The 20,505-nt window shown below is 59.5% G+C and carries 16 protein-coding genes; 12 read left to right on the top strand and 4 right to left on the bottom strand.

Annotated elements, in window-relative coordinates:
• Window positions 1-7: 7 nt before the first annotated feature.
• From ligA to def, 3 genes are read left to right on the top strand one after another with little or no spacing between them, the layout of a single operon-like run.
• Window positions 8-2,359: an NAD-dependent DNA ligase LigA gene (gene ligA / locus ACL9RI_RS22075; protein WP_422728637.1), complete on the top strand. Its 2,352-nt coding sequence runs from the start codon at window positions 8-10 to the stop codon at window positions 2,357-2,359.
• Window positions 2,360-2,387: 28 nt separating this feature from the next.
• Entirely contained in the window at window positions 2,388-3,281 is an 894-nt protein-coding gene (gene galU / locus ACL9RI_RS22070) for a UTP--glucose-1-phosphate uridylyltransferase GalU (protein ID WP_422728636.1), read from the top strand.
• Window positions 3,278-3,814: a peptide deformylase gene (gene def, locus ACL9RI_RS22065; protein WP_422728635.1), complete on the top strand. Its 537-nt coding sequence runs from the start codon at window positions 3,278-3,280 to the stop codon at window positions 3,812-3,814. Before galU ends, def begins: the two co-directional genes overlap by 4 nt.
• Before the next feature lie 72 nt (window positions 3,815-3,886).
• Here def and ACL9RI_RS22060 read toward each other — a convergent pair whose 3' ends face one another.
• The 4 genes from ACL9RI_RS22060 to map all read right to left on the bottom strand — a co-directional run bounded on the left by ACL9RI_RS22060 (window position 3,887) and on the right by map (window position 9,060).
• Window positions 3,887-4,651: a flagellar brake protein gene (locus ACL9RI_RS22060; protein ID WP_422728634.1), complete on the bottom strand. Its 765-nt coding sequence runs from the start codon at window positions 4,649-4,651 to the stop codon at window positions 3,887-3,889.
• A 170-nt stretch (window positions 4,652-4,821) separates the two neighbouring features.
• On the bottom strand, window positions 4,822-5,571 hold the full coding sequence (locus ACL9RI_RS22055) for a pseudouridine synthase (protein ID WP_422728633.1): 750 nt from the start codon (window positions 5,569-5,571) through the stop codon (window positions 4,822-4,824).
• Window positions 5,572-5,627: 56 nt separating this feature from the next.
• Window positions 5,628-8,195: a [protein-PII] uridylyltransferase gene (locus ACL9RI_RS22050; protein ID WP_422728632.1), complete on the bottom strand. Its 2,568-nt coding sequence runs from the start codon at window positions 8,193-8,195 to the stop codon at window positions 5,628-5,630.
• Between the two features lie 55 nt (window positions 8,196-8,250).
• Window positions 8,251-9,060: a type I methionyl aminopeptidase gene (map, locus tag ACL9RI_RS22045; protein WP_422728631.1), complete on the bottom strand. Its 810-nt coding sequence runs from the start codon at window positions 9,058-9,060 to the stop codon at window positions 8,251-8,253.
• Window positions 9,061-9,697: 637 nt separating this feature from the next.
• Here map and ACL9RI_RS22040 point away from each other — a divergent pair.
• The 9 genes from ACL9RI_RS22040 to rseP all read left to right on the top strand — a co-directional run bounded on the left by ACL9RI_RS22040 (window position 9,698) and on the right by rseP (window position 20,491).
• Window positions 9,698-12,544: a TonB-dependent receptor domain-containing protein gene (locus ACL9RI_RS22040; RefSeq protein WP_422728630.1), complete on the top strand. Its 2,847-nt coding sequence runs from the start codon at window positions 9,698-9,700 to the stop codon at window positions 12,542-12,544.
• 271 nt (window positions 12,545-12,815) lie between these two features.
• Window positions 12,816-13,568 carry a 30S ribosomal protein S2 gene (rpsB, locus tag ACL9RI_RS22035; protein WP_183676515.1) on the top strand — a complete coding sequence of 251 codons (753 nt, stop codon included), beginning with the start codon at window positions 12,816-12,818 and terminating at the stop codon, window positions 13,566-13,568.
• Between the two features lie 156 nt (window positions 13,569-13,724).
• Window positions 13,725-14,636 carry a translation elongation factor Ts gene (gene tsf, locus ACL9RI_RS22030; protein WP_422728629.1) on the top strand — a complete coding sequence of 304 codons (912 nt, stop codon included), beginning with the start codon at window positions 13,725-13,727 and terminating at the stop codon, window positions 14,634-14,636.
• Between the two features lie 147 nt (window positions 14,637-14,783).
• Entirely contained in the window at window positions 14,784-15,500 is a 717-nt protein-coding gene (gene pyrH, locus ACL9RI_RS22025) for a UMP kinase (RefSeq protein ID WP_183676517.1), read from the top strand.
• Between the two features lie 177 nt (window positions 15,501-15,677).
• Window positions 15,678-16,238: a ribosome recycling factor gene (gene frr, locus ACL9RI_RS22020; protein ID WP_422728628.1), complete on the top strand. Its 561-nt coding sequence runs from the start codon at window positions 15,678-15,680 to the stop codon at window positions 16,236-16,238.
• 100 nt (window positions 16,239-16,338) lie between these two features.
• Window positions 16,339-17,106: a polyprenyl diphosphate synthase gene (uppS, locus tag ACL9RI_RS22015; RefSeq protein WP_422728627.1), complete on the top strand. Its 768-nt coding sequence runs from the start codon at window positions 16,339-16,341 to the stop codon at window positions 17,104-17,106.
• Window positions 17,106-17,939: a phosphatidate cytidylyltransferase gene (locus tag ACL9RI_RS22010; RefSeq protein WP_422728626.1), complete on the top strand. Its 834-nt coding sequence runs from the start codon at window positions 17,106-17,108 to the stop codon at window positions 17,937-17,939. Before uppS ends, ACL9RI_RS22010 begins: the two co-directional genes overlap by 1 nt.
• Before the next feature lie 9 nt (window positions 17,940-17,948).
• Window positions 17,949-19,133: a 1-deoxy-D-xylulose-5-phosphate reductoisomerase gene (gene ispC, locus ACL9RI_RS22005; RefSeq protein ID WP_422728625.1), complete on the top strand. Its 1,185-nt coding sequence runs from the start codon at window positions 17,949-17,951 to the stop codon at window positions 19,131-19,133.
• A complete protein-coding gene (gene rseP, locus ACL9RI_RS22000; protein ID WP_422728624.1) occupies window positions 19,130-20,491 on the top strand; it encodes an RIP metalloprotease RseP in 1,362 nt (453 codons plus the stop codon). Before ispC ends, rseP begins: the two co-directional genes overlap by 4 nt.
• Window positions 20,492-20,505: the final 14 nt, after the last annotated feature.

Genomic DNA, 20,505 nt, shown 5'->3' with positions numbered 1-20,505 from the left:
CAACAACATGACTGAACTTTCCCACCAGGACGCGCAACAACGCGTCCTGGCACTCACTGCCGAACTCAACCGGCACCTGCACGCCTACCATGTCCTCGACAACCCCACCATTCCCGACGCCGAGTACGACAAATTGTTTGTCGAACTGCAGGCGCTGGAAGCGGCGTTTCCCGACTGGCGCCTGCCCGATTCGCCTACCTTGCGCGTGGGCGCGGCGCCCTTGCCGCAATTCGAGCAAGTCACGCACACGGTGCCCATGTTGTCGCTCAATAACGGTTTCTCCGACGACGACATCGTCAACTTCGACCGCCGCGTGCGCGAAGGCCTCGATCTCGATGCGGGCCTCGTCGATTATGCGGCCGAAGTGAAATTCGATGGCCTGGCCATCAATTTACGCTATGAAAACGGCTTGTTCGTGCAGGCGGCCACGCGTGGCGACGGCGCCACGGGCGAGGATGTGACGGCCAATATCCGTACCATTTCCGGCATCCCCCTGCGTTTGCTTGGCGACAGCGTGCCTGCCGTGCTGGACGTGCGCGGTGAAGTGATGATGTTCAAGTCCGACTTTGCGCGCCTGAACGAGCGCCAGCGCGAGGCTGGCCAGAAAGAATTCGCCAATCCCCGCAACGCGGCTGCCGGCAGCCTGCGCCAGCTCGATTCGCGCATCACGGCCCAGCGCAAGCTGCGCTTTTACGCCTACGGCATCGGCGCCCTGGAAGGTGCAGAGGCGCCGGAGTCGCACTCGGCCTTGCTGGACTGGTACGACAGCCTGGGCATACCCGTGTCGAAAGAGCGCAAGGTGGTGCAGGGTGCGCAGGGCTTGCTGGCATACTACGCCGACATCGGCGCGCGCCGCCCCGGCTTGCCGTATGAAATCGATGGCGTGGTGTACAAGGTCAACGCCACGCAGGACCAGCAGGAACTGGGTTTTGTGTCGCGCGCGCCGCGTTTTGCGCTGGCGCATAAATTTCCCGCCGAAGAAGCCATGACGGTGGTGCTGGGCATCGATATCCAGGTGGGCCGCACGGGCGCCATGACCCCGGTGGCGCGCCTGGCGCCTGTTTCCGTGGGCGGCGTGACCGTCACCAACGCCACCTTGCACAATGAAGATGAAGTGCTGCGCAAGGATGTGCGCGTGGGCGATACCGTCATCGTGCGCCGCGCGGGCGACGTGATCCCGGAAGTGCTGGCGGTGGTGCTGGACAAACGGCCTGAACCGGTCCCGGCGCCGTTCAAGATGCTGGAACATTGTCCCGTCTGCGGTTCGCACGTGGTGCGCGAAGAGGGCGAGGCGATTGCGCGCTGCTCGGGTGGCCTGTTCTGTTCGGCACAGCGCAAGGAAGCGTTCCGTCATTTCGCGGGTCGCCGCATGATGGATATCGAAGGCCTGGGGGAACGTTATATCGATACCCTGGTCGAACTCGATTATGTGCATGGCCTGGCCGACCTGTATGGCTTGACCCTGGATAAATTGCTGGAAATGAAGCTGCGTGCCGATGAGCGCGATGGCTCGACGCCGGAAACGGTGCAGCAAGGCAAGATTCCCACCAAATGGGCAGAAAACCTGCTGGCGGGCATAGAGGCCAGCAAGCAGCCGCCGCTTGAGCGTTTCCTGTTTGCGCTGGGCATCCGCCATGTGGGCGAATCGACGGCCAAGACCCTGGCTGAATGGCTGGGCAGCCTGGCGCGCGTGCGTCGCGCGCCGGCAGCCTTGCTGCGCGTGCTGCCCGATATTGGCGGCACGGTGGCCTTGTCCATCGCTGACTTTTTTGCCGAGCCAAAAAACCAGCAGGCGCTGGACGCCTTGTTGTCCGCTGGCGTGGTGCCGCAGGGCGAGCACGCGCCGAGTGCCAAGCTGCGCACGCAACTCGAGCAAACCAAGCTGCTGGCGGCCGTCGGCATTCCCAAGCTGACGGAGGCGCGCAGCAAGCAGCTGGTGGAGCGGGGGCTGACCCTGGCCAGCCTGGCGGCGCAGGGCAGCGGTTTCCAGGCGGGCTTGCCGGCGGGCGTGGCCGATGCCTTGTCCTCCTGGCTGGCCGAGGCGGCCAATGTGGCGCTGCTGCGCCAACTGGACGAGCTGCGCACGCAATTGCTGGCAGAATTACCCGAGTTGCCCGCTGCTGGTGGCAAGTTCGAAGGCAAGACCTTTGTCTTGACGGGTACTTTGCCCACCATGGGGCGCGATGACGCAGCCGCGCTGATCGAGGCGGCCGGTGGCAAGGTCAGCAGTTCTGTATCGAAAAAAACCAGTTATGTGGTGGCCGGCGCCGACGCCGGCAGCAAGCTGGCCAAGGCGCAGGAGCTGGGCGTGGCCCTGCTCGATGAAGCGGGCTTGCTGGCCCTGCTGGCGCAAGAATAATTCAATTTAACATTTTGCAGATAAATTTATGAAAAAAATCAGAAAAGCAGTGTTTCCCGTGGCCGGCCTGGGCAGCCGTTTCTTGCCCGCCACCAAGGCGCAACCGAAGGAAATGCTGCCCATCGTCGACAAGCCACTGATCCAGTATGCGGTGGAAGAGGCGGTCGCGGCGGGTATCACGGAAATGATCTTCATCACCGGCCGCAACAAGCGCGCCATCGAAGACCATTTCGACACGGCTTATGAGCTGGAAACGGAGCTGGAAGCAGCCGGCAAGCGCCAGTTGCTGGAGATGGTGCAAAACGTGATTCCCAAGCATGTCAATTGCATCTATATTCGCCAGTCGGCGCCGCTGGGCCTGGGCCATGCCGTGCTGTGCGCCCGTCCGGTGGTGGGCGATGAACCGTTTGCGGTGCTGCTGGCCGATGACTTCATGGATGTGCCAGAGGGCGTGCGCCCGGTGCTGGCGCAGATGACCGATGTCTTCCAGTATGAAAATTGCTCGCTGCTGGCGGTGCAGGACGTGCCGCGCGCGGAAACCAAGCAATACGGCATCGTCAGCGCCAGGAATTACCAGCCCGACCTGGAACTGGTGTCGGCCATCGTGGAAAAACCGCTGCCGGAAGAGGCGCCATCGACCCTGGCCGTGGTAGGCCGCTATGTGTTGACCAGCCGCATCTTCAATCATCTGGAAAAAATCGGCGCCGGTGCGGGGGGCGAGATCCAGCTGACGGACGGTATTGCCGCCCTGATGCGCGAAGAGCGCGTGCTGGCCTACCGCTACACGGGCCAGCGCTATGATTGTGGCTCCAAACTCGGCTATCTGAAGGCGACCACGGCGATGGGGATGAAACATCCGGAAACGGGTGCCGCCTTCCGCACTTATTTGCAGCAATTGCAATCGGAGAAGGAACCAACATGACGGTACGTGAAATCCTGAAAATGGGCGATCCGCGCCTGCTGCGGATGGCTGAACCCGTGCGCGAGTTCGATACGCCCGAGCTGCACGCCTTGATCGCCGATATGTTCGATACCATGCATGCCGCCAATGGCGCGGGCCTGGCGGCGCCGCAGATTGGTGTCAACCTGCAACTGGTGATTTACGGCTTCAAGCAGAACCTGCGTTACCCTGATGCGCCGCAAGTGCCGGAAACGGTGCTGATCAATCCTGTGCTGACGCCTTTGTCGGAGCGCAAGGAAGAGGGCTTTGAGGGCTGCTTGTCGGTGCCCGGCCTGCGTGGCAGCGTGCCGCGCTGGAGCGAGCTGCACTATGAAGGCGTAGACCAGTTCGGCAACGCCATCAGCCGCGATTGCGACGGCTTCCATGCGCGCGTGGTGCAGCATGAAGTCGACCATTTGCACGGCATCCTGTATCCGATGCGTATCGTTGATTTCACGCAGTTCGGCTTTACGGAAGTGATGTTTCCGGATCTCGATCCGAACGATGACGATTAAGTTTGGGGGCCGACCCTCGGGGGCGTTAGCGCAGAGCTTTGCGTTAGCAGCGTTGAGGGTCTGACCCCGGCCTTAACGCACCTTGCGGCTGCTGCCCAAATTATCGAGCAGCATTTTCAATTCATCCTGCATGGCGTCCGTCAGGTTCAGGAAGCGGCAGCCGATCTGTACCTGTTCGCCCAGCAGGAAGGAGCGGAAGGTGCGCGACAGGCGGATTTCCAGGTCGGCGATCATGACTTTGTTCGGCCCCAGTTCCAGGCGTACCCGCGACAGCTTGCGCCCCACATACAGGCCGACGGTGTCGCGCGGGTGGGCGCGCATGCCGATGCCGCCAGCCGAGAAATCATACAGCTGCAATTCGTAGGGGCGTCCTTCGAGTACGAAGGCGGCGATGTAATACACGCCCAGCGGGGTTTCCAGGCGTGTCGATTCGCGCCGCTCCAGTACCAGGCAGTGGCTGGGGAAATTCACCTGGTAGACATTGGGCCGCTCCGGGTGGGCCTCCCATTCGCCATTGATGGTGAATTGCAGCTTTGCGTTGTGCACCCAGGAAACAAAAGTGGCGCTGCCGTTGGGCAAGGTCGTGCCTTCATTCAATTCCAGTATGAATTGCGGCAAGTCGTCATCGACCGACAGCACGCGTGCCATCAGCACGTCGTCGCCGCCGTTCGGGTAGATCGAAATGGCGTCGCCATTGTCAGCCAGGCTGCACAGGGTTTCGCCGATATCCCACGGGTCGCTCATGTGGTGCGGCTTGGTGCCGGGCGCCATGGGCTCGGCTATATCGGCCAGGCTGGGCGCACCTTTGCGCAGGGGATTGGGAATGGGATCGTTCACGACAGCTTATCTCTTATGTTCTGATGGGGAATAGTGTATAGGCTTAAGGCAAGATATGCTAATCAAATCACAATGATTGCTTTTCTTGCAGCAATTTCCCGCAAGGCGCCGTAGCGGCGTGATATACGCAGGGTCTTGTTCTGAGTATATCTTTGCCGTGTTTTTCGGAATTAAAACTGCTCGTCCGCGCTCAGGTAGCGCCATTGGCCGGCAGGCAAGTCGCCCAGCTTGACCTTGCCGATACGCACGCGTTTCAAGCCCACCACCTTCAAGCCAACGGCTTCGCACATGCGGCGAATCTGGCGCTTTTTACCTTCGCGCAAAGTAAAGCTCAGCTGGTCTTCGTTTTGCCAGCGCACCTTGGCGGGCAGGAGCGGCTTGCCGTCCAGCCACAGGCCATGGTTGAGTTTGCGCAAATCGCTGTCGGGCAGGGTGCCGCCCTTGGTGTATTGCACGCGCACCAGGTATTCCTTGTCGATGTCGGTATCGTGGCCGATCAACTGCTTGGCCACGCGGCCGTCCTGCGTCAGCACCAGCAAGCCGACTGAATCGATGTCCAGGCGGCCGGCCGCCACCAGGCTGCGCAGTTGCGTGGGGTGGAATTGTTCGGGGCTCTTGTCTTCCGCCCAGCGGTTCTCGGCCTTGATCAGCGCTACGGCCGGCGTGTAGCCATCTTCGGCCTGGCCGCTGACATAGCCGACCGGCTTGTTGATCAGGACGGTAACCCGTTTCGATTGTTCGGCGGCCGCCTGGCGTTCGACGGTCACGCGCTGGCTGGGGAAGACCTTGCTGCCCAGTTCGGACACCACTTTGCCATCCACGCGGACCCAGCCGCGGGCGATCCATTCATCGGCTTCGCGGCGGGAGCACAGGCCCAGTTCGGACATGCGTTTGGACAGGCGTAATAATTCTTCGGTCATGGTGTGTGTTTCAGTGTCGGTAAGAGTGGCGATGGAGCAAGGTATTTTTTGATGCCTTATACCTTGAGCGCATCGAGTAAATCGGTTTCCAGCAAGATTTGGTTGCGGGCGTTGCTGAGCGTGGGGCCATCGACGAGAAACACGTCTTCGACCCGCTCGCCCAGGGTCATGATCTTGGCTGTATGCAAGTTGACCCGGTATTTGGTCAGCACGTTGGCGATCGCATACAGCAAACCCGTGCGGTCGTTGGCGGCCACCGACAGCAGGTAGTATTGCCCCTTCTCATCGGGCCGCAAGTCGACCGTAGGCTGCAGGGGGAAGGTGCGCGACAGCCGTGACAGGCGGCCCTTGCCGGGCGGCGGCAGCGGCGCCTGCGACTGCAGCAATTCGCCCAGTTCATGCTCGATCAGGCTGATGATGTCGCGGTAGCTCTTGGCGAAACTTTGCTCGGTGGCCAGGAAGGTGTCGAGTGCATAGCCGTTTTTCGTCGTGTGGATCTTCGCATCGAGGATGCTGAAGTTCTTGCGGTCGAAATAACTGCAGATGCGCGCGAACAGGTCGGGCTGGTCGGGCACGTAGACAGCCACTTGCAAGCCTTCGCCGATCGGCGCCAGCCGGCATTTTACCACCGGCAATTTGCTGTCGAGCTTATCGTATAGCGAACGCGTCTGCCAGGCGATATCGGAGGCGTCATGGCGCAGGAAATACGCCACGTCCAGCTGTTGCCACAGTTTTTGATGTGCGTCCGGCGGCAGGCCGTACAGGCGCAGGGTGGCCAGCGCTTCGTGCTGGCGGTTTTTCAGTTCGCGGTCGGCCGTATGGGGTTCGCCGCCGAGCACGCGCAAGGTCACCTTGTACAGGTCTTCCAGCAGTTTGCCCTTCCAGGCATTCCACACCTTGGGACTGGTGCCGCGGATATCGGCCACCGTCAGCAGGTACAAGCCCGTCAGGTGGCGCTCATCCTTGACGACTTTGGCGAAGGCGGCAATCACGTCCGGGTCGGAAATATCCTGCTTTTGCGCCACTTGCGACATGGCCAGATGATTTTCCACCAGGAAAGCCACCAGTTCCGTGTCTTCGTCCGACAAGCCATGTTCCTGGCAAAACTGGGTGGCGTCGGCCACGCCCAGTCTGGAGTGGTCGCCGCCGCGGCCCTTGGCGATATCGTGGAACAGGGCGGCGACATACAATAACCAGGATTGCGAAAAATCGGCCATCAGCTGGCTGCAATACGGGTATTCGTGCGCATGTTCGCTCATCGTGAAGCGGCGCATATTGCGCACCACCATCAGGATGTGCTGGTCCACCGTGTACACGTGAAACAGGTCGTGCTGCATCTGGCCCACGATGCGGCGGAAATTCGGTAAATAACGCCCCAGGATGCTCATCTCGTTCATGCGCCTCAGCGCATGGATGATGCCCACGGGCGCCTGCATGATGCGCAGGAAGAGGGCGCGGTTGACAGGGTCCTGGCGGAAGGCTGCGTCGATCTTGAAACGCTCGTGCCACAGGGCCCGCGTGGCGCGCGAGGTCAGGCCTTTCAAGGCGGGCCGCTCCGTCATCAGCACGAAGATTTCCAGCATGGCCGACGGGTTTTTTTCAAACGTATCGTCGGCGCTGATATCGATCAGGCCGTTGACTTCATTGAAACGGTCGTTGATGCTGACCGGCTGGCCGTCCTGCGGGAACAGGCGGGCCTCGATGTTTTGCAGCAGGATCGTGTTGAGCTGGGTCACCGTCTTGGCGGCCCAGTAATAGCGCTGCATCAAAAATTCGCTGGCGCGGCGCATATGCGGGCCAGTGCCTGTCGCCTGCAAGCCCAATGATTCGGCAATCGCCGTCTGCACGTCAAATACCAGCCGGTCTTCGCGGCGGCCGGCGTGCAGGTGCAGGCGCACGCGGATATCCTTGAAGGCGCGCTCTTTCTCCATCAGCTGGCGCGCTTCCGTCAAGGTGATCAGGCCGCTGGTAGCCAGGGTGCGCCACGAGTTCGCCAGGCCGGCCGCCTTGGCCACCCACAGGATCACCTGCAGGTCGCGCAAGCCGCCCGGACTTTCCTTGCAATTCGGTTCCAGGCTGAAGGCCGTGTCTTCATACTTGGCGTGGCGCTGGCGCATTTCCGCCGTCTTGGCCTGGAAAAACGCCTGCGGGTCCATCGCCGCCTGGTAGCGCTGCTGCAACTGGGCAAACAGCTCGGCGTTGCCGCACACCAGCCGCGCTTCGAGCAAGCTGGTCTGCACCGTGATGTCGGCCTTCGATTCACTCATGCATTCATCCACCGTGCGGATGCTGTGGCCGATTTCCAGGCCCAGGTCCCACAGCAGTTGCACCAGCTCTTCGAGCTTGCCCTGGGTAGCCGTGTCCGGCGCCTGTTGCAGCAGGATCAGCAGATCGATGTCGGAATAGGGAAACAGTTCGCCGCGGCCATAACCACCCACTCCCACCAGCGCCGTGCCAGGGGGCAACTGCGCCTCTTGCCAGGCGCGCGCCAGCACGCCATCGACGCTGTGGCGCAGGCTGCGCAACAGTTTCTCGGGCTTGCCGTCGGACTGGAAGGCCTGTATGACGACCTGGCGGTCGGCTTTCAGTTGCTGTTTAAGCTGTTCCCGGAGGTGCTTGTTCATCTGTGGCCTGATGGTGCGTATGCGTATGGCTGGCGGGTGGCGGTGGTCAAGCCGGTCAGGCGGCGTTGATGATGGCCGGCGGTGGCGGCATGCCGGGCGACACGGTCAGCACTTCATAGCCGGTTTCCGTCACCAGCACCGTATGTTCCCACTGTGCCGACAGGCTGCGATCCTTGGTCTTGATGGTCCAGCCATCGTTCATCTCGCGGATCTCGCGGCGGCCCGCATTGATCATCGGTTCGACGGTGAAGATCATGCCTGCTTCCAGGCGCTCCAGGGTACCCGGTTTGCCGTAATGCAGCACTTGCGGTTCTTCATGGAAAACCTTGCCGATGCCGTGGCCGCAGAACTCGCGCACTACGCTATAGCCGGCTTTTTCCGCATGTTGCTGGATCGCATGGCCGATATCGCCCAGGTGGGCGCCCGGCTTGATCTGGGCGATGCCCAGCCACATGCATTCATAGGTGATTTCCGACAGGCGCTTGGACAGGATCGAGGGTGTGCCAACCAGGAACATGCGGCTGTTGTCGCCATGGTAGCCATCCTTGATGACGGTGATGTCGAGATTCACGGAGTCGCCGCTCTTGAGCACTTTATCGCCCGGAATGCCGTGGCAGATCACGTCGTTGACGGAGGTGCAGATGGCTTTCGGGTAGGGCGTGTAGCCGGGTGGGCAATAGTTCAGCGGGGCAGGGATGGTGCCCTGCACATTGACCATGTATTCGTGGCAAAGGCGGTCGAGTTCACCCGTGGTCACGCCTACCTTGACGAATGGCGCGATGTAGTCGAGCACTTCGGCGCCGAGCTTGCCGGCGATGCGCATGCCTTCGATGTCGGCGGCGGAATTGATACGGATGGTGGACATGATATGGGTCGCAATCTGCAAGGTATTCGGTAAAAAAGCACAGATGAGTCCTGTAGTAAGGAAGCAATCTGCAAATATGCCGAAATTATAAACGAGGCAGATGTAATTCGCCCTGTCCTTCCCGGAGGGGATGGGGATAAAACAGTGCCATGTAATTTGCCCCAGATTGGTGCGTGATGAAAAGCATTGAAAAGCAGACAGCGGATTGCAGTAAATATCTGCGTAGTAAATTTTCAGATGATTTCAGCTTGGCGGCCCAGTCCACAAAAATGCGGCTGGCGCGCCATCAGATGGCGGGCGCACATGCAGCAGCTGTGCCGTTGTGCCGAGCTGGCACATGCACAATTGCTATGTAGCATAACAACGTTTTTTTCGTAAGAACATCAAAATTATGTGGCTTTTTAAATGTGTTGTTTCTTTGTTGAATTCACTTTCCTGTCATATTGACAGTGTTGCTTTGGAAATGGTTTGATGTTGGGCCGCCATGGAAATCTTGCCGATTTGCTCATAAAGCGATGTACGCCTGGAGACACAGGCGATGGCATGAAATTCACATGGCATTGGACATAATTCATTTTATGTTTATAAAAAATCTGACCGAAAAGGTCGGTAAGTAATATTTCAAATCGGAGAATGTATGCATCAACGCACTAAAATTGCCGTCGCAGTGGCAATGGCATTGAATACGCTGACCGCTTTTGCTCAGGCACAGGCGGAAGCAGAGGCACCACAGCGAGTAGAAATTACCGGCTCGCGTATTCGCCAGGTTGATCTGGAAACAGCACAGCCAGTGTTTACCATGACCTCGCAGCAGATCCAGGCCACCGGCCTGGTCAATATCGGCGACGTTCTCAATCAGATGACCGGCATGGCGCCTCCAGCCTTCAGCAAGGGCACGACCCTGGCCTCGGACGCGGAAGCGGGCGGTCAATACATCGACATGCGCAACCTGGGTTCGAACCGTTTGCTGGTGCTGGTCGATGGCAAGCGCTGGACGCAATCGGTTGATGGCTACACCGACATCTCGACTGTACCGACCTCGATGGTTGAACGCATCGAAATCCTGAAGGATGGTGCTTCCGCGATCTACGGCTCGGACGCGATCGCTGGCGTGGTCAATATTATCCTGAAGAAAACCATGGTTGGCGGCAGCTTCAGTGCCTACACCGGCCGGAATTCCAAGGGTGATGCCGAGACCAACGATTACAACTTTGCCTATGGCGCTGGCGACGAAAAAGCCTCGATGATGTTCGGCTTGTCGCATAGCAATACTGCCCCTGTCTGGGCCCGGGACCGCGTCATTACCGCTTCCCCGCGCGGCCCGAAAAACCCGACTGCAGGCCTGGGTATCGGTCCATGGGGTAACATCAGCCCGCTGGACGGTTCGTTTGACAAAGTGCTGAACCACACCGGCGGCAGCAATGGTGTCGGCGTTGGCGCCGATGCGCGCAATCCTGCCAATTACCACGACTATGACGGTCGTCCCGAGGATAACTTCAACTCGGCCAGCCAGATGATGTTCCAGGCACCGACGAAGCTGACCACGGCTTTCACCAAGGGCGAGATCTCGCTGCCGATGGACATGCGCTTGAAGACCACGGCGATGTACTCGGAGCGTACTTCGAGCCGCCAGGTCGCCGGTTATCCGCTGAACAGTGAATCGCAGTCCACCTATCCGGTCTACATCGACAAGGATAGCTACTTCAATCCGTATGGCAACTCGGTCGCCGGCGCCGGCAATGGCCAGGATCTGTTCTTCTACCGCCGCACGATCGAACTGCCGCGCGTGAGCGAGAACAATAGCCAGACCTTGCACGTCGATGCTGTGCTGGAAGGTAATTTCAATCTGCGTGGCAAGCCTTGGAACTGGAGCGTTGCTTATAATCACAACAGCGTTACCGGTACCCAGAAAAGCTCGGGCAACATCAATCTGCTGAACCTGAAAAAGGCGCTGGGCCCATCGTTCCTGAACTCCGCCGGCCAGGTGCAGTGCGGCACGGCTGCCGATCCGATCGCGTTGAACGCCTGCGTCCCGTTCAATATTATCGGCGGTCCATCGGCTTCGACTCCTGAAGCGCTGGCTTATATCAATTCGATCGGCCTGTCGACCTACGGCAGCACCGTCAACAGCGCCACCGCCGACCTGTCCGGCGAGTTGTTCACCCTGCCAGCCGGTGCGGTGGGCGTGGCCGGCGGTCTTGAGCACCGTTCGGTGCGCGGCTACAACCAGCCAGGCCTGTTTGAACAGTCCGGTTATTCGACCGACCTGGCTTCGAACCCTACTTACGGCCGCTATTCGGTGCGCGAGGCTTACCTCGAGGCAAACGTGCCGCTGCTTAAGGATGTGTTCCTGGCCAAGTTCCTGTCGCTCGATCTCGCATCGCGTTATTCGGACTACAGCAACTTCGGCTCGACCACCAACAGCAAAGTAAGCGTGATGTGGAAGCCGGTCAACGACCTGCTGGTGCGCGGCACCTGGGCGCAGGGCTTCCGCGCTCCGTCGCTGGGCGATACCTTCGGTGGTGGCTCGCAATCATTTGTCGAGTACCTGGATATCTGTGATGCGGTCAACGGCCAGGCTGCCACCAACGCCACCGTACGCGCGAACTGCGCGAAAGCCGGCGTGCCAGCCAACTATCGCCAGCTGAACCAGTCCGGCAATCCGGTCGACGCCACCGGTGCGCAATCGAATGTGGCCTTCCGTCAGGGCGCCGGCAATAGCACGCTGGAGCCTGAGACCGCCAAAACCAAGACCATCGGTCTGGTCTACAGCCCGTCGTACGTGCCCGGCCTGGCCGTTACGATCGACTGGTTCAATATCGAAGTTCGCAACAAGATCACCGCGGTTGACGCAGATTACGTGCTGGATCAGTGTTACCTGAAGGGCGTGTCGTCGTTCTGCAACCAGTTGCGCCGTAACGCCAGTGGCGAGATCATCGACATGAGCCTGGGTAACGCCAACCTGGGTCGACTGCAAACCGAAGGCGTTGACTTTGGCTTCAACTATCGCTTCCCACGCTCGTCGTACGGCAACTTCACGCTGCGCTCCGATTCGACCTGGGTCAAATCGTATCGTATCCAGAGCGAAGATGGCGCCGATTGGGATGAGTACAACGGCGAATACCTGTACAACCGCCTGAAATCGAACCTGTCGCTGGACTGGGCCCTGGGTAACTGGAATGCCACCTTCACCTCGCGCTACGTCAGTGGCACGAAAGATGGCTGCTTCTCTGCCACCCAGGATTGCAGCAACCCGACCGGCAAGGCTACTTTTGGCCGCTACAACAAGATTGGTTCGGTGACTTATAGCGACTTGAGCGTTGGCTACAAAACGCCTTGGAAAGGTCACATTACGCTTGGCGCCAACAACGTGTTCGACAAGGCGCCACGCGTGGTTCGCCGCGGCCAGGCATCGAGCAGCGTGGTTGATCCAGACGTGCCTATCGATCGTTTCTTCTACGTACGCTACAGCCAGGCTTTCTGATCCCGCGCCCCGCATGGGGCGTGAGATGATAGTCTGACAAGCATGCGCAAAGCCCGCCAGGTTCGCCTGGCGGGCTTTTTCATTTGCAGCGCGCACTTGATGCCCTTGTCATTTCGGTGTAGAATCCCGGGTTGCTTGAATTCCATTTTAAGCAATGCAACAAGCAGCCTGCAGCTGGGCTGACTTTAATTTACATAAACAAGCGAATCCGGTCGACAAGGGTGCCTGTATGGTGACTGATCGGATTCCAGACCCAACCCTGGAGTTAATAATGTCCGTAACAATGCGCGAAATGCTGGAAGCCGGTGTCCACTTTGGTCACCAAACCCGTTTTTGGAATCCAAAAATGGCACCGTTCATCTTCGGCCACCGCAACAAGATCCACATCATCAACCTGGAAAAAACCATGGCGATGTACCAGGACGCAATGAAGCACGTGCGTCAACTGGCTGCAAACCGTGGCACCATCCTGATGGTTGGCACCAAGCGTCAAGCACGCGAAATCATCGCTGCTGAAGCACAACGCGCTGGCGTGCCTTTCGTTGATCAACGTTGGTTGGGCGGTATGCTGACCAACTTCAAAACGATCAAAACCTCGATCAAGCGCCTGAAGGACATGGAAGCGATGATCGAAGACGGTTCGATCGAAAAGCTGTCGAAAAAAGAAGCGCTGATGTTCTCCCGTGAGATGATCAAGCTGCAAAAATCGATCGGCGGCATCAAGGACATGGGCGGCGTTCCTGACGCAATCTTCGTGGTTGACGTTGGCTACCACAAAGGTGCGATCACCGAAGCAGCTAAACTGGGTATCCCGGTTATCGGCGTGGTCGATACCAACCACTCCCCAGAAGGCGTGAACTTCGTGATCCCAGGTAACGATGACTCCTCGAAAGCCATCACCTTGTACGCTCGCGGTGTTGCTGACGCAATCATCGAAGGTCGTGCAGCTGCCGGTAACGAAGTAATCGAACTGGTTAAAGCAGCCGCTGGCGACGAATTCGTCGAAGTCAACGAACAGGCTTAATTGCCACGCTATCGCAAGATAGCGGTTTGCAAGACACAGCAGTAATGGAAAAGGGGTGGCAGCAGCTCCCCCTTTTTTTTAACAAAAAAACGATGGTACACGCTGGCGGGGTGCAAGCCCGGGCCGCGACTGTCGACTCACCGAATGGAGAAACACATGGCAGCGATTACAGCAGCGATGGTAGGCGAATTGCGCGGCAAGACCGACGCACCAATGATGGAATGCAAAAAAGCACTGACCGAAGCCGATGGCGACATGGCACGTGCTGAAGAGATCCTGCGCGTCAAACTGGGCGGCAAGGCATCGAAAGCATCGGCACGCATCACCGCTGAAGGCGTGGTAGCAACTTACATCGCCAACGGCGTAGGCGCCCTGGTCGAAGTGAACTCGGAAACCGACTTCGTTGCTAAAAACGACGACTTCCTGGCACTGGCAAACAGCGCAGCGCGTCTGGTAGCAGAACACAACCCGGCTGACGTAGCTGCCCTGCTGGCCCTGCCACTCGATGGCAAGACCCTGGACGAAGTGCGTTCGGCCCTGATCGGTAAAATCGGCGAAAACATGACCATCCGCCGCTTCCAGCGTTTCGAAACCAGCGCCAAGCTGGCATCGTACCTGCACGGTTCGCGCATTGGCGTGATCGTCGAATTCGACGGCGCCGATGAGCAAGTGGGCAAAGACGTGGCCATGCACATCGCTGCAATGAAGCCAGTATCGTTGTCGTCCGAACAAGTTCCTGCGGAACTGATCGAAAAAGAGCGTTCGGTTGCAAAACTGAAAGCTGAAGAAGATGCAGCCAAGGCAGCGGCCGAAGGCAAGCCAGCGCAATCGCCAGAAATCCTGGCCAAGCGCCTGGAAGGTTCGGTACAGAAGTACCTGAAAGAAGTTTCCTTGCTGAACCAAGCTTTCGTGAAAAACGACAAGCTGTCGGTTGAGCAAATGCTGAAAGCCGCTAATACCAGCGTCAAAGGCTTTGCCATGTACGTGGTAGGCGAGGGCATTGAGAAGAAGCAAGACGACTTCGCAGCAGAAGTCGCAGCACAAATCGCTGCCTCCCAGGGAGCGTAAGTAAAGCGGGCCGAGAGGCCCGTTTTTTTGGCCCGCCCGCATCCTGCATGCCGGGCGGCGGCATGGGCAGTCCCGCGCGCCTGACCGGCGCCGCACGGCGCTGCGCCATGTCATACTCGAATAACCTCATTTATGGAGCCCCAGCTCATGTCAAAACCAGCCTACAAGCGCGTCCTCCTCAAGTTGTCCGGCGAAGCCCTGATGGGCGATGATCCCTACGGCATCAATCGCGCCACGATCGAGCGCATGGTGGCCGATGTGGCCGAGGTGGCAAAGTTGGGTGTGGAACTGGCAATCGTGATTGGCGGCGGCAATATCTTCCGCGGCGTCGCGCCGGGTGCGCAAGGCATGGACCGTGCCACCGCCGACTACATGGGCATGCTCGCCACCGTGATGAATGCACTGGCCCTGGCTGACGCCATGCGCCACGTGGGCATTACGGCGCGCGTCATGTCGGCCATCGGCATTGAGCAAGTGGTCGAGCCGTATGTGCGCCCGAAAGCCCTGCAATACCTGGAAGAAGGCAAAGTCGTCGTCTTCGCGGCCGGCACCGGCAATCCTTTCTTCACCACCGACACGGCAGCCGCCCTGCGCGGTTCGGAAATCAGCGCTGAAATCGTGCTGAAGGCCACCAAGGTCGACGGCGTCTACACGGCCGATCCGAAGAAAGACCCGAACGCCACCCTGTTCCACACGATTACCTTCGACGAAGCGATCGCCAAGCACCTGCAAGTGATGGACGCCACCGCATTCGCCCTGTGCCGCGACCAGAAGCTGCCGATCAAGGTGTTTTCGATCACCAAGCCCGGCGCGCTCAAGCGCGTCATCATGGGTGAGGACGAAGGCACCCTGGTTCACGTATAAAATCAGTAACTTTAAGATTTATTATCATCATTAACAGCGCCTGACAAAACCGTCGCGAGCGGAAGGCGGAGGTGGCCGAGAAGCGCAACCGTACATCAGTACGGTGAGCATCGCAGGCCGCCTATGCCGACGCGCAGCAGGTTTTGACAGGCGCCACCACAAGATTGGAGAGCATCAATGTCCTTAGTCGACGTTAAGAAAAATGCCCAGGAACGCATGACCAAGTCGCTGGAAACGCTGAAGGGCGACCTGGCCAAGGTGCGTACGGGCCGTGCCCATACGGGTATCCTGGACCATGTCATGGTCGAATACTACGGTTCGCCGACGGCGCTGACCCAGGTGGCCAACGTGACCCTGATCGATGCGCGCACGATCGGTGTGCAGCCGTATGAAAAGAAGATGGCCAACACCATCGAAAAAGCCATCCGTGACGCTGACCTGGGCCTGAACCCGTCGGCGCAGGGCGATTTGATCCGCGTACCGACCCCGCCGCTGACGGAAGAGCGCCGCAAGGAAATGGTGAAACTGGTCAAGAGCGAAGCGGAAGATGCGAAAATTGCCGTGCGTAATATCCGCCGCGACGCCAATGAATCGCTGAAAAAGCTGGTCAAGGAAAAGGCCTGCTCGGAAGACGACGAGCGCCGTTCGTCGGAAGAAGTGCAGAAACTGACCGACAAATTCATCGCTGACATCGACAAGATGGTGGTTGATAAAGAAAAAGAAGTGCTGACGGTCTAGGATCTGGCGAATTAAATACACTGCCCGGGACGGCTTTGCTTTCCCGGGCAGTGCTATTTGGCTCATAATAGCTATCTTTTCATTTGGTCTTAGTGTTTTCATGATCTATTCGAGTTCGACAACGGCGGTACCAGAGGTGGGCCGAGTGCCGCGCCATGTGGCAATCATCATGGATGGCAATGGCCGTTGGGCAACCAAACGCTTCCTGCCCCGCGTCGCGGGCCACGTCAAGGGCGCCGATGCCGTGCGCGGCGTGGTGGAAACCTGTATCGACCGGGGCGTCGAATACCTGACCCTGTTTGCCTTCAGTTCGGAAAACTGGCGCCGTCCGGAAGAAGAAGTATCGATGCTGATGCGCTTGTTCGTTACCATGCTCGAGCGCGAAGTGGTACGCATGCACGCCAACGATATCCGCCTGAAAGTGGTAGGGGATTTGTCGCGTTTTAATGAACAATTGCAAACCCTGATCGCCAATGCCGAGCGCAAGACGGCGCACAATACGCGCCTGACCGTCACCATCTGCGCCAACTATGGCGGCCGCTGGGACATCATGCAAGCGGTCAACAAGATGACAGCGGCAGCTGCGGCCAAGGGCCAGCCTGCCGATCATGCTTATACGGAAGAAGAACTGGCGCCTTACCTGGCCATGGCCTATGCGCCCGAACCCGATTTGTTCATCCGCACGGGCGGAGAACAACGCATTTCCAATTTCCTGCTATGGCAACTGGCGTACACTGAGTTGTTTTTCACCGAAACTTTCTGGCCCGACTTTGATGTCGATAGCCTCGACGCGGCAATCGCGTCTTACCAGCAGCGCGAACGGCGCTTTGGCCGCACCAGCGCGCAACTCACAGAAAAGACAAACTGATGCTGAAAACACGGATAATCACCGCCCTGGTCTTGTTGGCGGTCTTGCTGCCCGTTCTGTATCTCAATAATTTCCCCGCCTTCGCCGTGATCGCCACGGCGTTCTTCGGCGCCGCCGTCTGGGAAAGCTTCCGCATCTTTAAAAATCGCCAGGCGCTGCTGATCGCGGCCGTCTGGACGGCGGCCTTTGCCTATGCCTTCTTCGGCACTGGCGGCCTGGGCCAGGTCAAATTCTGGTTCGGCCTGTCCGTGGCGATCTGGCTGATCCGCTTCGTGCCTTCGCTGGCGACAGGCTTGCCGCCGTTGGAAGGTTTGGGCAATACCTTGCTCAGCCTGGTCTATGCCGTCACCATCGTCGGCTGCTTCGTGGCCATCGTGGCCCTGTTCCTGCACAGCCCACTGTATCTGCTGTCGGTGATGGCGCTGGTCTGGATTGCCGATATCGGTGCTTATTTTTCGGGCAAGGCCTTCGGCAAGCGCAAGCTGGCGCCATCGATTTCTCCGGGTAAATCCTGGGAAGGCGCCATCGGCGGCGGCATCGCCGTGCTGGTGATCGCTGCTGCCACCATCCTGGCCGCGCCGTCCTGGCCGGTGCTGCAAGACACCTTTGCTGTCCAGCTGCAACTGCGCCATGGCTGGCTGACAGCCTTGCTGGTCTTGCTGGTCGTGGTGGCCGCCAGCATCGTCGGCGACCTGTTCGAATCCCAATTGAAACGCCGCGCCGGCATCAAGGACAGCAGCAATCTGCTGCCTGGCCATGGCGGCGTACTCGACCGTATCGACGCCCTGATTCCGGTCTTGCCATTTGCGGCCCTGGTCGGTGCCTGGGTTTAAGGAAACACAATGCAATACGTTACCATTCTTGGCGCCACCGGCTCGGTCGGCGTTTCTACCCTGGACGTGCTGGCGCGTCACCCTGAACAATACAGCGTGTATGCGCTGAGCGCGCACAGCAAGGTGGCCGAACTGGCTGCCCAGTGCTTGCAGTTTCGCCCGCAGCGCGCCGTCGTCGGCAGCGCCGAAGCGGCGCTGGAACTGAGCCGCTTGCTGCGCGGGCAGGGCATCACTACGCAAGTGGATCATGGTGTCGATGCCTTGTGCGAGATTGCCAGCGCACCCCAGGTCGATGCCGTGATGGCGGCCATCGTCGGTGCAGCCGGTCTGGCGCCCACTTTGGCGGCAGCCCGTGCTGGCAAGAAAGTCTTGCTGGCCAACAAGGAAGCGCTGGTCATGTCCGGCCAGCTGTTCATGGATGCCGTGCACGACAACGGCGCGGTACTGCTGCCGATCGACAGCGAACACAATGCCATCTTCCAGTGCCTGCCACAAAGCTATGGCCGCTCGCCGGCCGCGTCTGGCGTGGCGAAGATACTGCTGACGGCCTCGGGCGGTCCGTTCCGCACGCGCGCCGTCGAGTCGCTCGACGCCGTCACGCCGGAACAGGCGTGCAAGCATCCGACCTGGAGCATGGGGCGCAAGATTTCCATCGATTCGGCCACCATGATGAACAAGGGCCTGGAAGTGATCGAGGCGCACTGGCTGTTCGGTGCTACGGCCGAGCAGATCGAGGTGGTGATCCACCCGCAAAGCGTAATCCATTCCATGGTCTCGTATGTGGATGGTTCGGTGCTGGCGCAATTGGGCAATCCCGACATGCGCACGCCGATCGCCCATGCGCTGGCTTATCCGCAGCGCATCGCTTCGGGCGTGGCGCCACTGGACCTGGCGCAGATTGCCACTTTGCAATTCGAACGTCCGGACTTCCAGCGTTTTCCTTGCCTGGCGCTGGCGTTCGACGCCTTGCGCGCAGGCGGCACCGCACCGGCGCTGCTGAACGCCGCCAATGAGGTGGCGGTACAAGCTTTCCTCGACGTGCAAATCGGTTTCCGCCAGATCGACAAGGTGATTGCCCATGTGATCGAGAGCGTGCCGCACGGCGATGCTTCCAGCATCGAGGCGGTGATCGAGCAGGATAGATTGGCCCGCGCCGCGGCGCATGCGTATATCGGCAACAGGCTGGCTGCATGACGCTCATTACCACCTTGCTGGCCTTCATCGTTGCGCTGGGGTCCTTGATCACCTTGCACGAGCTGGGGCACTACCTGGTGGCGCGCTGGTGCGGCGTGAAAGTGCTGCGCTTTTCCATCGGCATGGGCAAGGTCGTGTATTCGCGCAAGTTCGGCAAGGACCAGACGGAATGGGCGATTTCCGCATTGCCGCTGGGCGGCTATGTCAAGATGCTCGACAGCCGCGACCAGGACCTGAGCGGTTTGCCGGCAGCGGAGCTGCGCCGCGAATTCACGCGCCAGAGCGTGTGGCGCCGCATCGCCATCGTGGCGGCCGGCCCGCTGGCCAATTTCCTGGTCGCCATCGTACTGTATGCGGGCCTGTTCATGCATGGCATCGAAGAGCCGTCGAGCAAGCTGGGCCCGGTGGCCGCGCACAGCGCCGCCTATGCGGCCGGTTTGCGCAGTGGCGATACCGTGACCTCGGTGAATGGTAAAGCTGTGGCCAGCTGGTCCGAGCTGCGCTGGCAATTGATACAGGCAACACTCGACAAGAGGACTGCGCAGATCGAAGTGCAGCGGCCTGAGCGGGGCCTGCAGGAAGCGGTCTTGCCGGCTGGCAGCCTGACGGAATCGGACCTGGAAGGCGATGCAATGGGCAAGCTGGGCCTGGTGCTGGCCCGCCCGGCGCCCGTGCTCGGTAAAATTTTGCCTGAGGGCGCCGCTGCGCGTGCCGGTTTGCTGCCTGGCGACCTGATCCTGGCGATCGATGGCCAGCCCATGGCTGATGGCATCGCCGTGATTGAAACCCTGCGCGCCGCGCCAGGCAAGACCCTGGAAGTATTGTTGCGCCGCCATGGCCAGGACCTGACCCTGGCGGTGACGCCGGACAGTGAAAAGGGCACGGGCGCCGAGGCAGCTGTAACAGTTGGTAAGATCAAGGCCGAGGTCGCGCTGACGCCGGATATGATCGTTATGGCATCCGGACCGTTCGCCGCCGTGGCCAAGGCGAGTCAAAAAGTCTGGGATACCAGTGTCATGAGCGTGAAAATGCTGGGTAAAATGATTACCGGGCAGGTTTCTCTGAAGAATGTGACGGGGCCGATTACCATCGCCGATTATGCAGGGCAGACGGCGCGTATTGGCCTGATGAGCTACCTCAGCTTCATCGCCTTCATCAGTATCAGCTTGGGAGTGATGAATTTGCTACCCATTCCTGTTCTGGATGGCGGGCATTTGCTGTATTATTCGCTGGAAGTTTTGACCGGACGCCCCTTGCCGGAGCGCGTAGCTGACATTGCACAGCGCTTGGGGATAGGTCTGCTGCTGACCTTGATGGTGCTTGCCGTCTTTAATGACGTGTTGCGATTGCTCAATTAATGCAGTGCCTGAGG

This window comes from Janthinobacterium sp. Mn2066, from assembly GCF_049319705.1.
Classification (GTDB): Bacteria; Pseudomonadota; Gammaproteobacteria; order Burkholderiales; family Burkholderiaceae_D; genus Janthinobacterium.
Note: the sequence above shows the minus strand (reverse complement) of the source record. Positions and strands in the feature narration are given on the sequence as shown.

What these genes read in the sequence shown, in the direction of transcription:
- ACL9RI_RS22040 (WP_422728630.1), top strand. Translation starts at nt 9,698, where the DNA reads ATGCATCAACGCACTAAAATTGCCGTCGCAGTGGCAATGGCATTGAAT.
- rseP (WP_422728624.1), top strand. Translation starts at nt 19,130, where the DNA reads ATGACGCTCATTACCACCTTGCTGGCCTTCATCGTTGCGCTGGGGTCC.
- uppS (WP_422728627.1), top strand. Translation starts at nt 16,339, where the DNA reads ATGATCTATTCGAGTTCGACAACGGCGGTACCAGAGGTGGGCCGAGTG.
- pyrH (WP_183676517.1), top strand. Translation starts at nt 14,784, where the DNA reads ATGTCAAAACCAGCCTACAAGCGCGTCCTCCTCAAGTTGTCCGGCGAA.
- galU (WP_422728636.1), top strand. Translation starts at nt 2,388, where the DNA reads ATGAAAAAAATCAGAAAAGCAGTGTTTCCCGTGGCCGGCCTGGGCAGC.
- map (WP_422728631.1), bottom strand. Translation starts at nt 9,060, where the DNA reads ATGTCCACCATCCGTATCAATTCCGCCGCCGACATCGAAGGCATGCGC.
- tsf (WP_422728629.1), top strand. Translation starts at nt 13,725, where the DNA reads ATGGCAGCGATTACAGCAGCGATGGTAGGCGAATTGCGCGGCAAGACC.
- ACL9RI_RS22050 (WP_422728632.1), bottom strand. Translation starts at nt 8,195, where the DNA reads ATGAACAAGCACCTCCGGGAACAGCTTAAACAGCAACTGAAAGCCGAC.
- rpsB (WP_183676515.1), top strand. Translation starts at nt 12,816, where the DNA reads ATGTCCGTAACAATGCGCGAAATGCTGGAAGCCGGTGTCCACTTTGGT.
- ACL9RI_RS22055 (WP_422728633.1), bottom strand. Translation starts at nt 5,571, where the DNA reads ATGACCGAAGAATTATTACGCCTGTCCAAACGCATGTCCGAACTGGGC.
- ACL9RI_RS22010 (WP_422728626.1), top strand. Translation starts at nt 17,106, where the DNA reads ATGCTGAAAACACGGATAATCACCGCCCTGGTCTTGTTGGCGGTCTTG.
- ispC (WP_422728625.1), top strand. Translation starts at nt 17,949, where the DNA reads ATGCAATACGTTACCATTCTTGGCGCCACCGGCTCGGTCGGCGTTTCT.
- frr (WP_422728628.1), top strand. Translation starts at nt 15,678, where the DNA reads ATGTCCTTAGTCGACGTTAAGAAAAATGCCCAGGAACGCATGACCAAG.
- def (WP_422728635.1), top strand. Translation starts at nt 3,278, where the DNA reads ATGACGGTACGTGAAATCCTGAAAATGGGCGATCCGCGCCTGCTGCGG.
- ligA (WP_422728637.1), top strand. Translation starts at nt 8, where the DNA reads ATGACTGAACTTTCCCACCAGGACGCGCAACAACGCGTCCTGGCACTC.